The sequence below is a fragment of the Petrotoga sibirica DSM 13575 genome (assembly GCF_002924625.1).
GTDB classification, from domain to species: domain Bacteria; phylum Thermotogota; class Thermotogae; order Petrotogales; family Petrotogaceae; genus Petrotoga; species Petrotoga sibirica.
Map to the genome: position 1 here is coordinate 1 of NZ_JAHC01000029.1, position 14897 is coordinate 14897.

Sequence of the window (14897 nt, forward strand, 5' to 3'; positions counted from 1 at the left end):
CCACCCATAAGGAAAAGAAAATAATCCTTTTGCCTTCCTTGCCACCCGTTAATTATCGGAAAAGTATGCTGATAGATAAATTTTTTCTTATTCTGACTATGGCTTCTCCCAAAAGTTCAGAGGATTTAAGTTCCACAAATTTGTCAGGCAATTCTTTATGATATATTGTATCTGTAACAATTATTTTATCAATACTTGAATTTTGCAATTTTTCAACGGCATTGAGTGAGAATATTCCATGTGTAGCAGCAGCAATAATCTTTTTAGCACCTTTATTATGTAAAGTGTCACCAGCAGCTACAAGAGATCCACCAGTATCTATTATATCATCAAAAATTATACAATTGGATCCTTCTACTTCTCCTATTACGTTGATAACTTCTGCAACGTTATCTTTAGGTCTCCTTTTGTCTAGAATGGCTAAAGAACAACCTAATTTTTGTGCAAACTTTCTAGCTCTTTTTACCCCACCGACATCTGGGGAAACTACCACGGTGTCATTTTGCGTCAATTTCATTTCTTCTAAAAAATATCTTGAGAAAATAGGAAAGCTCCAAAGATTATCGACCGGTATATCAAAGAACCCTTGGATTTGCTCGGCATGAAGATCTATTGTGACTACCCTTGTTGCTCCAGCGGTTGTGATTAAGTTAGCAACGAGCTTTGCAGTGATGGGATCCCTACCCCTTGCTTTTCTATCTTGTCGAGCATACCCAAAGTATGGAATTATAACAGATATAGATGCAGCAGACGCCCTTCTTAAGGCATCTATCATTATCAATAATTCCATAATATTATTATTAACGGGGGGAGCAATGGATTGAATTATATATGCATCGAATCCTCTGACTGTTTCGTTAATTTTTACATTTACTTCACCATCTGCAAAAGTTGATACTTCACAGTCCCCCAACCTTGTACCCATGTATTCTACAATTTTTTTCGCCAAAGGAAGGTTAGAATTTCCTGCAAACACCTTGAATTGATTCTCGTTAGTTGGCATCTTTATACTCCCTTCTCAACATTTTCTGAATTCCTTTTTAACACCCAATTTTCTTTGTTTATTTGATGTGCTCTTGCTAAGGCTAAAGCATTGTCTGGCACGTCTTTTGTTATTACAGACCCCGCTCCAATAAGAGAATTTTTACCAACATTAACAGGCGCAACTAAAGAGGTGTTACTTCCAATGAAGGCTCCATCATCTATAAAGGTCTTGTTCTTCTTCTTACCATCATAATTACATGTTATGGTTCCTGCACCAACGTTCACATCTTTTCCAACATAAGTGTCACCCAAATAAGTTAAATGCTGTGCTTTGCTGTTACAGGATATTTTCGTTTTCTTAGTTTCAACGAAATTACCAATTTTAACGTTTTCTTGTAATTCTGTTCCTTCTCTCAGCCTTGAAAAAGGACCTATTGAAACATTTTTTTGTATTTTACTTAATTCGCATTCTGAGCGAATTATTTTCACGTTATCTTCTATAATGCAATCCTTGATCCTTGTTAATGGGCCTATTTCACAATCTTCGCCAATAGTCGTTTTTCCATATATAAATGTTTGAGGATAAATTATTGTATCAGGCCCAATGCTTACATCAACAGAAATATATGTGGAATCTGGATCCTGTATTGTAACTCCATTTAACATGTGTTTCTTTAAAATTTCATATCTTATCTTTTTTTCGGCTTCTGCTAACTGTATCCTATCGTTTACGCCTATAACTTCTATTTCATTTTCTAATTCTACCACACCAACTTTTTCCAAATACTCAAAAACTTCGGTCAAATAATATTCTCCTTGGGCATTTTGGGGAGTTATATGGTGCAAAGCTTCTTTTAGTTGGTTTCCTTTATAAACTGCAATCCCTGTATAAACTTCTTTTATTTGCTTTTCAGAAGTATCAGCATCTTTTTCCTCAACAATTTTAACAAATTTATCTTCGTTCTTTATTATGCGTCCATACCCAGTTGGATCCTCTAATCTTACCGAGAGTATGGTCGAACTGTTATTATCTTTTAAATGTCTTTCAATAAGAGAATTTAAAGTATTGTAAGAGATAAAAGGCACATCTCCGTAAAGTATCAAGATATCGCTACTATCAAGAAATTTTTCTGCACAGAGCACAGCGTGACCAGTTCCTAATCTTTCTTTTTGCTCAAAAATTTTAACATCATCATCTAACAAGTCTTTTACTTGATCTTTGCCGTTTCCTAGAACTATCCCGATGTCGTTGCTTATTTTTTTTGCGACATCTATAACCCAATTTATCATTGGCTTATCTATAATTTTATGTGCAACTTTTGGGATCTTTGATTTCATTCGCTTTCCTTGCCCAGCGGCAAGTATTAATACTTTTATATCTACCTCCTCCTTTCATACATGGACGTTAAGGGAATTACCCTTTAAGATCCCCAAACACATTTGCATGGTACATCGTTTGCTACGCAAACGAGATTTTGGAAGACATTTCTAAAGCAACACATCATTTGCAAAGCAAATGATGGTTCGGATATTACTTCAAAAGCAACATGAAAAAACTTTTTGCACAAGGCTGCAACATGATACGTCATTTGCTTCGCAAATGAGAATTAGGATGTTACTTCTAAAACATTGTGAAAATGCCTTTTTGCATAAAACGTCAAAAAATAATTACAGCCTTGTAAGACATTCTTTAATGATCTCTTCTGTTTTCAGATCTTCTAAATCAAGTTGACCTATGACTTTCATAATTTCATATCTTTGAAATCCTAGTGTTTCTAACGCCTCTATAGCTTCTTTTAGATTATTATTTCCATACGATTGAATATCTGCCCCAGTTGAATAGGCACTGAAAGAGTTGGAAAGTTCAGATATTAGTCTTTCTGCTGTTTTCTTACCTATGCCGGGCAGGTTTGAAAGAAGCATTGTGTCTTGGGTGTTTATCATCTGTATAAATTCTTCGGCATTAGTTTTTCTAAGGATTTTTGATGCAATTCTTGGCCCGATCTTTGAAACTTTTTTTAAACTTTCGAACACATCTCTTTCTATTTTATCTTTAAAAATATAAAGTGATGTGTTCCATTCGTTTATTTCAAGAGATGCAAAAAAATCGTATTGGTCACCTTTTTTTAAGTATCTTATAACGTTGAACGAAGGATATGCTTCCAAAGTTAAAGCTCCAATTTTGATCAGAACTTTATCTTCCTCAAAATCTTCAATGGTAGCGTTGATTTTTCTTATCATAATTATATACCTCAATAAAAATATCTACAATCCCACTAAATTAGTGGATATTAATTCTTTAATTTTTCCAACAAGATACAAAGAACCAGTAACAAAATAAATATCGCTTTTTTCTGATAAAAGTTTATTGAAACCATCCGATGGGTCTTTTATAAATTCAACAGTTTTGGTATGCTTTTTAAATTCTTCATATATTAATTCTGGATGTCTTCCCCTTTCAGTAGGGACTGATGTTACGATAATTTTATCAAAAACTGAAGCAAAAATTCGTGACATTTTTTCGTAATCTTTATCGTCCAATATTCCAATCAAGGCGACTTTTTTCTGAGTAGGAAAGTAAAGCTCGATACTTTTTTCTAATTGTTGGGCAGCAGCGAAATTGTGAGCACCGTCGAAAACTATATTTTTACCATTTGTTTCTGTGTACTCAAACCTTCCTTCCCAATAAAAGTTTGCCATAGTTTCTCGGACTTTCTCAACAGATAGAACTTTTCCAAATTTTTGCATAAACCCTTCTGCTACTGCCAAAGATGTAGTAACATTTTCCATTTGAAACGTACCATTAGCACCAAAAATCAGATCTTTAATTTCATAATTAAGGCCATAATAATCTAACATATTATTGTTAATATAATATTGATGGTTGGTAGAGTGAAAATCTTTTCCATATTCATAAATCTTTTCTGCACTAACTTCTTTAGCTTTATCAAGAATTACTTTCTTTGGCTTTTCGTCTATATTTCCCAATATCAAATAATTGTTTTTCTTTATAATACCTGCTTTCTCATAAGCTATCGCTTCAAGAGAATCGCCTAAGGTTTTGATATGGTCTTTAGATATAGAGGTTATTACTGAAATATCAGAATTAACAATATTAGTAGCATCCAGTCTTCCACCTAAACCCACTTCAATGATGCCTACATCTACTTTTTGTTTTTCAAAATACTTAAAAGCCATAGCTGTTGTTATTTCAAAAAATGAAGGTGCGTAATCTTCACCTTTTAGATCCATTTTTTTTATTTCTTCTTCAATTTCATTGTAGATATCTATAAATTCTCTTTCAGAAATGTTTTCTCCATTCAACTTTATTCTCTCTGTTAATGAAACCAAATGTGGAGATATAAAAGTACCAACTCTCAATCCATTATATCTTAAAATTTGTGATAATGCAGTGGTAACACTTCCTTTTCCGTTAGTACCTGTGATGTGTATACTATTGAAAGAGTTCTGGGGATTTCCTATGCGTTTAGTTAGTTCTTCTATCCTTTCAAGGCCTAACTTTACCTTGAAATTTGCTCCTCCTCTTTGATAAAGATAATCAACCAAATTTGTAAATTCCATTTAACTAATCTCCTTTAAGAGTGCTTGTAATTTTGCATATTTTTTCTCACTTTCTATCAAATCTTCTTTTGTTTTTTCAACTATATCTGGATCGGCCTTTTCTACGAAATTTTTATTCGATAATTTTTTCTTATATACTTCTATATCTTTTGTTAGCTTATCCAATTTTTTTGTTAATCTCTGTTTTTCGGTATCAATGTCTATGTAATCGCCTAAAGGTATGTAAGCTTCCACACTTTCATCTACATAGGCAGTGGCGGATTTTACCGGTTTCACTTCGGTTTGAGTTATATCTTTCAAAAAAGCTAAATGTTCAATTAAAATTATGTTTTTTTCTATAAAATCATCTTTTTTTGTAATAATTTTATATTTCAAGTCAACCTTTTGGGTTTGGGGCATATCCATTTCCGCTTTAACGTTTCTTATACCCTTTACTAACTCCATAACCTTCGAAAATACCTTTTCCGCTTGAGGATAAAGGTTATCTTCGTTTGGCTCTGGCCACTTAGCTCTTATCAATAATTCTGAATCTTTTTCTATAGGCAATTTTTGCCATAGTTCTTCTGATATATAAGGCATAAAAGGATGTAATAAACGTAATGAAGAATCAAACACTTGCAAGATAACGTTTTGCACTGTCAATCTATCCTTGCGACTAGAATTTAACCTATTTTTTGAGGCTTCTATATACCAATCACATAATTCATTCCAGAAAAAATCGTATAGTTTTCTTGCAGCTTGATCGTAGTTATAACCTTCTAAATCTTTGCTAATTTCTAATATTGTAGAATTCAATCTAGTTAAAATCCATTTGTCTTCAATTTTTAAATCTTCGTCCTTAAGTACGGTTTTTTCATAGTCTTCCATATTTAAAAGTACAAATCTAGCCGCGTTCCATATTTTATTTGCAAACTTTCTGTAAGCATCAAAGGACCCAACATCTAATTTAATATCTCTTCCTTGAGCAGCTAAAACTGATAAAGTAAATCTAACAGGATCCGTTCCGTATTCGTTAATTACTTCGAGGGGATCTACACCGTTACCTAACGATTTAGACATCTTTCTTCCATATTTGTCTCTTACCAATTGATGCAAGTAAACATCATGAAAGGGCTTCTCACCCATGAATTTTTCTCCCATCATTATCATTCTTGCAACCCAAAAAAAGATTATATCAAATCCAGTGACTAACAAATCGGTTGGATAATATTTTTTTAGATCTTCCGTTTCTTCGGGCCATCCTAGTGTGGAAAAAGGCCAAAGGGCAGAGGAAAACCAGGTATCTAATACATCCTCATCTTGTTTTAAATCCGAAGATCCACATTTTTCACATGTTTTAACGTCTTCAACGGATACGTTCACATGCCCACAGTTTTGGCAATACCACACAGGGATTCTATGTCCCCACCAAAGTTGCCTCGATATACACCAGTCCCTTATTTCATACATCCAGTTAAGATAAACTTTTTTCCATCTTTCAGGGTAAAATTTTATTTCATCATTTTCCACTACTTGTATTGCTTTTTCTGCCAAGGGTTTCATTTTTACAAACCATTGATCCATTAGGAGAGGTTCTATAACGCTATCACATCTGTAACAATGTCCGACTGAATGAGTATAATCCTCCTCTTTTTCTAAAAATCCATCTTTTTTCAAGTCTTCAACGATTCTTTCCCTAGCTATATACCTATCTAATCCAGCGTACTTACCACCGTTTTCGTTTATTTTTGCATTTTCATCTATAATTTGTATTCTTTCTAAGTTGTGTCTTAAACCGATTTGATAATCATTTGGATCATGGGCAGGTGTAACCTTGACGACACCTGTACCAAATTTCGGATCTACGTAAGGGTCAGCTATAATTTTCAATTTCCTGCCGACAATTGGTAAAATGACGATTTTTCCAACTAAATTCTTATACCTTTCATCGGAAGGATTAACAGCAAGTGCTGTATCTCCTAACATAGTTTCAGGTCTAGTGGTTGCAACAGTTACATAGTTTTGAGAATTTTCAAGAGGATATTTTATATACCAAAGCTTGCCTTTTTCTTCAATGTGCTCAACCTCGTCGTCTGCAAGAACGGTTCCACAGGAAGGGCACCAGTTCACTATATACTTTCCTTTGTATATTAAACCTTCATTGTACAGCGAAACAAAAACCTTTTTTACAGCTTGATTAAGCCCTTCGTCTAAGGTAAATCTTTCTCTGCTCCAATCCACAGAAGCCGCCAAGGCTTTTATCTGTTCACGTATATGATTACGATATTTGTTTGCCCAATCCCAAGTGATCTTTAAGAATTCTTCTCTAGTATAATCTTCTTTTCTTTTACCTTCTTCTTTTAAAAGATACTGTTCAACAACGTGTTGTGTTGCTATGCCTGCATGATCTTCTCCTGGTATCCAAACTGTTTCTTTACCTTTCATTCTATTATATCTTACGGAAATATCCTGAAGAACGATATTCAAGGCATGACCGATGTGTATTCTTCCGGTAATATTTGGAGGAGGAATGACTATACTGAACTTACCATTTCCTTCCTTTGGTCCAAAGGAGTTGGTTTCCTCCCAAATTTTATACCATTTATTTTCAAGTTCGTGTGGCATGTATCTTTTTCCAATATCCATTAAGGCAACCTCCTAAATTTTTGATGAAAGGTGTAAATCTAATTTTTTATTCTCTAATTTATTAAGTAAAAGATTCAATTTATTCTTTCTCTTCTTTAGGCTCATTTAGAACTTCTTGGTTCTCATCTTCTCTTTCTAAATCAACTGGAGAAGGAAGTTCACTTTTTTTTGATTTTCTTTCCGTTCTTTCTGAAGAAATCAAAAGGAAGATTGATTTCTCTTCTTTTGAACAAAGCTGCCTCCGGTGAGAATATTCCTTTATATCTAATGGGCTTTTCCATTGCCTCAACTTCTGTTAAAAGAATGACAGATATGATCCTTAATATGAACCCTATAATAAAAATCAACTGAATCCCATGATAGGGGTCTCCCATAAAATGGATCTTTATATTTTCGAGATGATTTGCTAAGAATCCCCCACTCAGTGACCCAAAAATAGCTGCAATACCAGCGATGAAAGAGTTGGCTGCGATGAAATTTTCGGATGGTTCTTTGGATATTTCTAAGAGTAGATTAAAGATAGCTAAATTGATCGCTGACCAAGCGAAGGCGGCAAATATCGCATTTAAGAATAAAATACTCCTATAATTACTTTCATTCATTAAAAAGTACATCATTGGGCTGAAAGTTGACAATAAAATTCCCAAACTTAGAACGTTTTTACTACCGAACCTGTCTGCCACTGCTCCATAAAGTAAATACAAAAAAATAGAGATAACGCTTGTTAATATTCCCATATTTCCAAGAAATTGATAATTTATATTCAAAATCGCAACTTCATAATAAGAAAAGTAAGGTCTTGCAAATTCTATCCCAAAGCTCCAAACAAACATAAAAACCAAGAAATTTCCAAAGTTTCTATCCTTAAACGGTACAAAAATGTTTAAATTAAAAGATGAGATTTTTTCACTTTCTTCAGGGAACTCATGTTTCATCAGCAACACAGCTGAAAGAATAGAAAAAAATGCCATAAAACTTGTAACCAACAACAACCCTGTTTTAAAATTAGGAAATTCTAAAAACAAAGAATAAAGATACAGCATAATTATACCAGTTATGGAGGAGAATATATTACGAAGTCCGAAATATTTACCTCTTTGTTCAAAGGGAACAACGCTTTTAATCAAAACTGTCCAAGTGTTGCCTACAAATGTTCCGAAAAAAGAAAATAAAAGGATAATAATTAATATAATATACTCAGACCTCACATCAAAGAAGATGAAAATAGGCAATAAAACAAATAAAGTTCTCGATATAAACGCGTTTATTATAAGACTTTTCTTTTTGGAACCAATGATCTGGTTTATTCGAGAAGAAAAAATCTGAAACATCTGTGCTATAATAGGAAAAGAGGTCATAATTGATATAAAAAGAGGAGAAGCGTTAAAGTATAGAGCAAGAGTTGTGAAAATAAACCCTTGTGTACCGATAAAAAACGCATTGTATGAACCTGCCTCGAAGATAGAGAGAACCCTTGTTTTTGCATATTTTGCCATATTTATTTTTCTCCTTGCCATTCAATATTATTTTGTTTTTAAAATGTATTTGTTTGAAAATATATTATAATCCACCAATGAAAAATAAAGTTTACTTTATAATTTAATAATTGTTATTTTTGTTTGTGAAGGGATTTCACCTTTAATCGTTTTAAAATTTAAGAGGTGATAATATTGAATAAACACCATCCATATGTAATGTGGGCAAGAAAAGTGATAGAAACATATGTAAAAGAAAAGAGAAAAATAGATTTTGATGAAACCCTTCCAAAAGATTTATTTAACAAAAAAAGAGGTTGTTTTGTGAGCCTTCACAAAGCCTCAGGAGAACTAAGAGGTTGCATTGGTACCATTGTACCCGTTTACGATAATTTAATTAAAGAGATAAGAGAAAATGCAATTGCTGCTGCTACAAGTGATCCACGGTTCCCTCCCCTTTCCCCAAAAGAATTAGATGATCTAGTAATTTCCGTTGATGTTCTTTCAGATTTAGAAAAAGTGAATGATATGGATGAATTGGATCCTAAAACCTTCGGAATAGTTGTTAAAAGTGGTTACAAAAGGGGAGTTCTTCTACCTGATCTAGAAGGAGTTGATACCGTGGAAGAACAATTGAGAATAGTCAAATTAAAAGCCGGTATTTATAAAAATGAACCAATAGAAATATATAAATTCACTGTGGAGAGGTTTTTTTAAAATGATAGAGGTGAAGTAAATGAAAATCAATTCCTTGTTTTATGAGGAATTTAAAGAAGATATTTTGAAATGCACCTTATGTCCGCACCAATGTATATTATATCCTAACAAAACAGGGATATGTAGAGTTAGACAAAATATAAAAGGCGAGATGTATTCATTAAATTATAATGACGTTACTAGTATAGCTCTCGATCCAATGGAAAAAAAGCCACTTTTTCATTTTCATCCCGGCGAAAAAATTCTTTCCTTAGGAACTTGGGGCTGTAATTTAAAATGTCCTTTTTGTCAAAATTACGAAATCGCCCAACTAAAACCTCCATACCAAAAGAAAATATATCCCAACGCTATCCCATCTTTGATGGAAAATTACGACGTTCAAGGTGTTGCCTATACATATTCAGAACCGATAGTTTGGTATGAATTTGTTTTGGATTCATCAAGGGAAGTTAAATATGCTAATCCTGATAACTACAATGTTTTAGTAACGAACGGATTTATAAACGAAAAGCCTTTGAGACTTATGCTACAATATATTGACGCGATGAATATAGATTTAAAAGTATACAGCGATAAGAATTATGTAAAAATATTAAAGGGAGGACTGGAACCAGTTAAAAGAACTATAAAAATCGCCTATGAAGAAGGTATTCACACCGAAGTGACAACCTTGGTAGTTCCCAAAGTAAACGATAATTTGGACGAACTAGAAGAAGAGTTTTCTTGGTTAGCAAACATTTCCAAAGATATTCCCCTTCATTTATCACGATATTTTCCTGCATTTGAATATAACGAACCACCAACAGATATCAACTTTTTAGAAAAAGCCTATGAACTCGCCAAAAAATATCTCAATTTTGTATATCTTGGTAACATTTTGTCTTCCGCGCACGAAGATACTTATTGCCCAGATTGTGGGACACTTCTTATCCAAAGAAAAGGATACGACATAAAAATTGAAAATTTGAATGAAAACGGAGAGTGTAAAAATTGCGGCAGAAAAATATGCATAGTTTAAGAGTATATCTGTATATAATTGCACTTGGTGTAGGTATATTTTTATTATCTTTGTTGTTATTTTCTAAACCCACCCCGGTTTACGAAGAAAAAGAGGTCCCTGTACTTGGCACAATTGTAAGAGTAAAAGTTGCAGGTGATAAAGTATCTTCAAATGTGTTGTTGAACACAGCTGAACAAGAGTTGTATAGAATACATAATAAATTCAGCCCCAATGTTGAAAGTAGCGTAGTCCATAAATTGAATACTGATGGGAAGGTTGAAGTCGATGAAGAGGCGTTATTTTTATTTCAAGCTGCCTACAATTATGCGGTAATAACTGGTGGAGCTTTTGATCCTACTGTAAGGCCGTTGCTCAAATTGTGGGGATTTGATGATATAAATTCTCAAAAAAAAGTCCCAACTCAAGAAGAGATCAACAAAGCATTAGAAAACGTTGATTATAGATTCATAGAAATTGATGAAAAAAAGAGAGAAATCTCTTTACTAAAAGATGGTGTAGAAGTGGACTTAGGAGGAATAGCCAAGGGATATGCAATTGATTTAGTTATACAAAAAATTAAGGGGGTTGATCCTGGAGCTACAGGCTTTGTCGATGCTGGGGGAGATATTGGAATAATAGGTCCGAAGTTTGGAGAGCTTCCATGGGTTATAGGAATAAGGGACCCTTTTTCACAAGATGCTTTAAAATCCATAGATACAATTTATTTGACAAGCGGTGCTGTAGTGACATCTGGGGACTACGAAAGATTTTTTACCGAAGACGGTAAAAAATATCATCATATTTTAGACCCAGAAGATGGATACCCAGCGAGAAATGCATCCAGTGTCACTGTGATAGCAGAAAAAGCAATGATCGCGGATGTCTTTTCTACGGCTCTTTTCGTTTTAGGATACGATAACCCTGCCTTGGATTATTTCACAGATTTCGGAATTCAAGCTTTGGTTATATCTCCAACTGGAGAAAGCATCCAAACCAAAGGATTTGATTATTTTCGGGAGAAAATGTGATAATCAATGAAATTCACTAAAAAGAATGATCTATACCTGCTTATAGTTGTAATATTATTAGTTTTAGTGATGATTTTTATGAATACGTCCCCAAATCAGGGAATAATCGGCGCAGAAGTTCACTTAAAAGGAGATCAAATTTTACAAATAACAAAAGAAGGCACTTACAGTGTAATAAGCGATGAAGGTGAGTTATTGATGAACGTAGAATACGTAGATCAAAGAATTAGAGTTACCGATTCATCATGCCCATTGAAAGTCTGTGAAAATACCGGATGGGTGGAAAACCCCAATCAACCGATTATTTGCATTCCAAATGAAATAACCGTAAAACCATTAGGCACACAAAATGGTGAGGGGATCGACATCTATACATGGTAAAAAGAACAAAAAGAATATCCCATATAGCGATTTTAACGGCGTTGGCCTCAGCAATTTACTATGTTGAATCCTTTTTACCCATGCCTGTTTCTGTTCCAGGAGCGAGATGGGGATTTTCGAACTTTCCTTTGTTGTTATCTGTAGTGAGTGGAATTGGCGTTACTAATACTTTGTACATAGCCCTTTTAAAAACGTTGCTTGGTTCAATACTAAGTGGAAGATTTCTATCTCCCATGTTTTGGATGGGATTAGGCGGCTCACTTGCCAGTGCTTTATTTATGTCCTTGTTCTTCAAATTTACTAATAAATTTGGTATCTTAGGGATTAGTGAAATAGGAGCCTTTTTTAGCAACGCTGTACAATTAATTATCGCCAGTCTTTTTATCGTTAAATCACCCCATATTTTTTGGTATTTCCCTTACATGCTTTTTTTCGGAATAATAACGGCATTTATAAACGCAACAATTGTGAACTATATTTTAAGGAGTGTGAACCTTGATAGATTCAAAAGTTGAATTAGTTTTGGGATCCTCATCCTCTCGAAGACAAGAACTTTTAAAATTAATAACAAAAAATTTCTCGATCAGAACAGCTAATACGGATGAAACTTATAAATCGGAATCACCTTGTGAAATTGTACAAGAAATTTCATATAAAAAAAGTAAAAATATAGAAATTTCACATGGAGAACTTCTCATAACGGCTGATACTATAGTAACTTTGGATGGAAAAATATTTGGAAAGCCTCACGACTATGATGAAGCTTTCAACATGCTTCAAACTTTATCAAATAAAACTCATTGTGTTTACACAGGAATAACTTTAAGGTCACCTAAAAAATTCTCTTCTTTTTATGAAGTTTCGAAGGTGACGTTTTATAAATTAGATGAAGAAGTGATAGATTTTTATATAAAAAATAACAACGTATATGACAAAGCAGGAGCTTATGCTATTCAAGATTTCGCCTCCGTTTTTGTAAAAAAAATCGAAGGTGATTACTACAACATAATGGGTCTACCATTAGCAAAACTATACTGGCAATTGAGACAAATGTTGGCAACCTTATAAAATTATTCCAAAAATTTCTATCGAAAATCAGAAAAGGAGAAAATAATGGAAGATGAACTAAAACCAAGAGAGAAACTAGAAAAATATGGTCCACAATCTCTCAAAGACGAAGAACTTATAGCCATCATCTTAAGGCATGGAGTTAAAAATTATAACGTATTTGATGTGTCCGAACAGATATTGAAAAAATATAAAACATTGAGTCAATTGGTCGATATATCACTTGAAGAAATATCAAAAGAAAAAGGGATAGGAAAGGTTGGTGCAATAAATCTAAAAGCTGCATTAGAAATAGGGAAAAGGTATCACCTTCAGAAGTTACGTCAAAAGTACCAAAAGATAACATCCCCAAAAGAGGCATACCATGCTTGTGAGGATATGATATATCTAACCAAAGAAACCGTGAGAGCTATTTTTTTAGATTCTAAACTTCACATCATTACTATTAAAGACATTTCCAATGGAACTGTAAATATGTCAATCGCTCACCCAAGAGATATTTTTAAAGAAGCTATAATGTATAACGCGGTATCGTTCATTTTAATACACAATCATCCATCTGGAGATCCCACACCAAGTATGCATGATATGGACATTACCAAAAAAATTATGGAATCTGGCGAGATTTTAGGCATCAACATGAACGATCATATAATAATTGGAAAAGATTCTTATTTCAGTTTCACTTTGGATAGGAGTGAAAAAATTGACTGAAAAAAATGGAAATAATAATGTAGAAGATAAATTGCGAAATTTATACAAAATAAAAGAAGAAATCGAAAAAGAATTAGAAAAAAAGGGTATAAGAAAACCTGACACACACCAGAAAAAGAAAACAGCTAAAACCATCTATAAAGCTGACTACGAAATAGAAAAATTAGCTGTTTCTATAAACAATATAAATAATTGGTTTGACTTGATAATTTACGATATAGATCTATCGAACGAAAAACTATCCCATTTTTTTGAACTCAGGTTAAGTCATAAAACTCTTCAAGAATATTCAAATCAATTCGGCATGATGCACCTATTCAGAAACGATTTTCAAAAAGCGGAAAGATTTTTTGAAAGTAAAAATGACATAAACTCAAAGATAAACCAAGGTTTTTTGAAAATAATAAGGAATGACGAAGACGCTAACAAATATTTTACTAAATTAATCAGTACACATCCAAAGAATGGTTTAGTTTATTTAACCCTCAGTCTATTATTTCTAAAAAGAAAAGACTTTTATAACGCATATAAAATTATTAAGGTGGCTAATTCCTTTTTAGATTATTCATTTATAAACATGGGGTTAAACGCTTATGAGAAGAATTTTCAAAAAGCTTTGTCCTTTTTATCAAAAGCTTACCTTGAGGGGAGGGCAAAAAGGTTTGTAAATTTGATAAACTATTATGTAAGTCTCTTTATTTCTGATTCGGAAAAAGCCTTCTCTACCTTCGCTCTATTGAAGGAAGATAAAACTCCATGTATAAACTGTATAAAAATCTTATCAAACTCCGAAAAAGTAGAACCTCCGAGTTATTGCCCATTTTATGAAAGAATACTATTTCATACTGGTAATCCTAAACCTTACAAAGCCGAAAACTCTGAACTTTACGAAATATTATTCCACAAATACTACCAAGAAAAAGATATACAACAATTCAATTCGTACGCTAAAAAAATTGAACAGTATTTCAACAATGTTCCACTAATATTTTTATCGTCAACAGAAACCACTTCTAAAAAAGTTATTACGGATCTGTTTTCGCAGCACAAAATGGGGATCAAGATCAACTTAAAAGGCCCTAACTATTATGACAACCTAAACAAAGTGACAACAGATCTTAAAACGAAATATCAAAGAAATTTCACATTCTTTTTAGATCTACCTTTTTATGAAGCATTGAGACTATTATTTGGTTGGAGGATCTGCCAATATCTGTATAGGTAGAGGCATGGCGAAGCCCTACCAGCCATTTTCCTTATGGACGGGCTGCGGGCGAAGGGGCGCTAACACAAGTTTTGAGTATGATTTTTCAGAATACGAGG

General features: G+C 33.3%; 14 protein-coding genes. 8 read left to right on the top strand and 6 right to left on the bottom strand.

Translation table 11 applies throughout. The annotated features are described in order from the left end of the window. Window positions 1–52: 52 nt before the first annotated feature. From AA80_RS07285 to AA80_RS07310, 6 genes are all read right to left on the bottom strand, one after another. Window positions 53–1003 carry a ribose-phosphate pyrophosphokinase gene (locus AA80_RS07285; RefSeq protein WP_103877133.1) on the bottom strand — a complete coding sequence of 317 codons (951 nt, stop codon included), beginning with the start codon at window positions 1001–1003 and terminating at the stop codon, window positions 53–55. A gap of 2 nt (window positions 1004–1005) precedes the next feature. Continuing rightward, complete coding sequence (glmU, locus tag AA80_RS07290) at window positions 1006–2361, bottom strand: bifunctional UDP-N-acetylglucosamine diphosphorylase/glucosamine-1-phosphate N-acetyltransferase GlmU (protein ID WP_103877134.1); 1356 nt, start codon at window positions 2359–2361, stop codon at window positions 1006–1008. Window positions 2362–2652: 291 nt separating this feature from the next. Then, on the bottom strand, window positions 2653–3225 hold the full coding sequence (gene ruvA, locus AA80_RS07295; RefSeq protein WP_103877135.1) for a Holliday junction branch migration protein RuvA: 573 nt from the start codon (window positions 3223–3225) through the stop codon (window positions 2653–2655). A gap of 24 nt (window positions 3226–3249) precedes the next feature. Next, window positions 3250–4566, bottom strand: a complete 1317-nt coding sequence (locus AA80_RS07300; protein ID WP_103877136.1) for a bifunctional folylpolyglutamate synthase/dihydrofolate synthase — start codon at window positions 4564–4566, stop codon at window positions 3250–3252. Next, window positions 4567–7191 carry a valine--tRNA ligase gene (locus tag AA80_RS07305; protein WP_103877137.1) on the bottom strand — a complete coding sequence of 875 codons (2625 nt, stop codon included), beginning with the start codon at window positions 7189–7191 and terminating at the stop codon, window positions 4567–4569. A 158-nt stretch (window positions 7192–7349) separates the two neighbouring features. Next, entirely contained in the window at window positions 7350–8687 is a 1338-nt protein-coding gene (locus AA80_RS07310) for an MFS transporter (protein ID WP_103877138.1), read from the bottom strand. A 174-nt stretch (window positions 8688–8861) separates the two neighbouring features. Between AA80_RS07310 and amrA the strand changes: the two genes are divergently transcribed. The 8 genes from amrA to AA80_RS07350 are packed head-to-tail and all read left to right on the top strand — an operon-like array spanning window position 8862 to window position 14799. Further along, entirely contained in the window at window positions 8862–9383 is a 522-nt protein-coding gene (gene amrA, locus AA80_RS07315) for an AmmeMemoRadiSam system protein A (RefSeq protein ID WP_103877139.1), read from the top strand. Between the two features lie 19 nt (window positions 9384–9402). Next, a complete protein-coding gene (gene amrS, locus AA80_RS07320) occupies window positions 9403–10401 on the top strand; it encodes an AmmeMemoRadiSam system radical SAM enzyme (protein WP_103877140.1) in 999 nt (332 codons plus the stop codon). Further along, complete coding sequence (locus AA80_RS07325) at window positions 10374–11411, top strand: FAD:protein FMN transferase (RefSeq protein WP_103877141.1); 1038 nt, start codon at window positions 10374–10376, stop codon at window positions 11409–11411. Before amrS ends, AA80_RS07325 begins: the two co-directional genes overlap by 28 nt. 6 nt (window positions 11412–11417) lie before the next feature. Further along, window positions 11418–11792: a NusG domain II-containing protein gene (locus AA80_RS07330; protein WP_103877142.1), complete on the top strand. Its 375-nt coding sequence runs from the start codon at window positions 11418–11420 to the stop codon at window positions 11790–11792. Next, window positions 11786–12307 carry a Gx transporter family protein gene (locus AA80_RS07335; protein ID WP_103877143.1) on the top strand — a complete coding sequence of 174 codons (522 nt, stop codon included), beginning with the start codon at window positions 11786–11788 and terminating at the stop codon, window positions 12305–12307. The genes AA80_RS07330 and AA80_RS07335 overlap by 7 nt, the downstream gene beginning before the upstream one ends. Continuing rightward, entirely contained in the window at window positions 12288–12860 is a 573-nt protein-coding gene (locus AA80_RS07340; RefSeq protein ID WP_103877144.1) for a Maf family protein, read from the top strand. Before AA80_RS07335 ends, AA80_RS07340 begins: the two co-directional genes overlap by 20 nt. A 45-nt stretch (window positions 12861–12905) precedes the next feature. Continuing rightward, window positions 12906–13574, top strand: a complete 669-nt coding sequence (gene radC, locus AA80_RS07345) for a RadC family protein (RefSeq protein ID WP_103877145.1) — start codon at window positions 12906–12908, stop codon at window positions 13572–13574. Next, on the top strand, window positions 13567–14799 hold the full coding sequence (locus AA80_RS07350) for a tetratricopeptide repeat protein (RefSeq protein WP_103877146.1): 1233 nt from the start codon (window positions 13567–13569) through the stop codon (window positions 14797–14799). The genes radC and AA80_RS07350 overlap by 8 nt, the downstream gene beginning before the upstream one ends. Window positions 14800–14897 lie beyond the last annotated feature (98 nt).

Excerpts from the sequence above, each read along its gene's own strand:
- AA80_RS07300 (WP_103877136.1), bottom strand. The coding sequence starts at position 4,566 with ATGGAATTTACAAATTTGGTTGATTATCTTTATCAAAGAGGAGGAGCA.
- radC (WP_103877145.1), top strand. The coding sequence starts at position 12,906 with ATGGAAGATGAACTAAAACCAAGAGAGAAACTAGAAAAATATGGTCCA.
- AA80_RS07330 (WP_103877142.1), top strand. The coding sequence starts at position 11,418 with ATGAAATTCACTAAAAAGAATGATCTATACCTGCTTATAGTTGTAATA.
- AA80_RS07305 (WP_103877137.1), bottom strand. The coding sequence starts at position 7,191 with ATGGATATTGGAAAAAGATACATGCCACACGAACTTGAAAATAAATGG.
- AA80_RS07335 (WP_103877143.1), top strand. The coding sequence starts at position 11,786 with ATGGTAAAAAGAACAAAAAGAATATCCCATATAGCGATTTTAACGGCG.
- AA80_RS07285 (WP_103877133.1), bottom strand. The coding sequence starts at position 1,003 with ATGCCAACTAACGAGAATCAATTCAAGGTGTTTGCAGGAAATTCTAAC.
- amrS (WP_103877140.1), top strand. The coding sequence starts at position 9,403 with ATGAAAATCAATTCCTTGTTTTATGAGGAATTTAAAGAAGATATTTTG.
- ruvA (WP_103877135.1), bottom strand. The coding sequence starts at position 3,225 with ATGATAAGAAAAATCAACGCTACCATTGAAGATTTTGAGGAAGATAAA.
- AA80_RS07310 (WP_103877138.1), bottom strand. The coding sequence starts at position 8,687 with ATGGCAAAATATGCAAAAACAAGGGTTCTCTCTATCTTCGAGGCAGGT.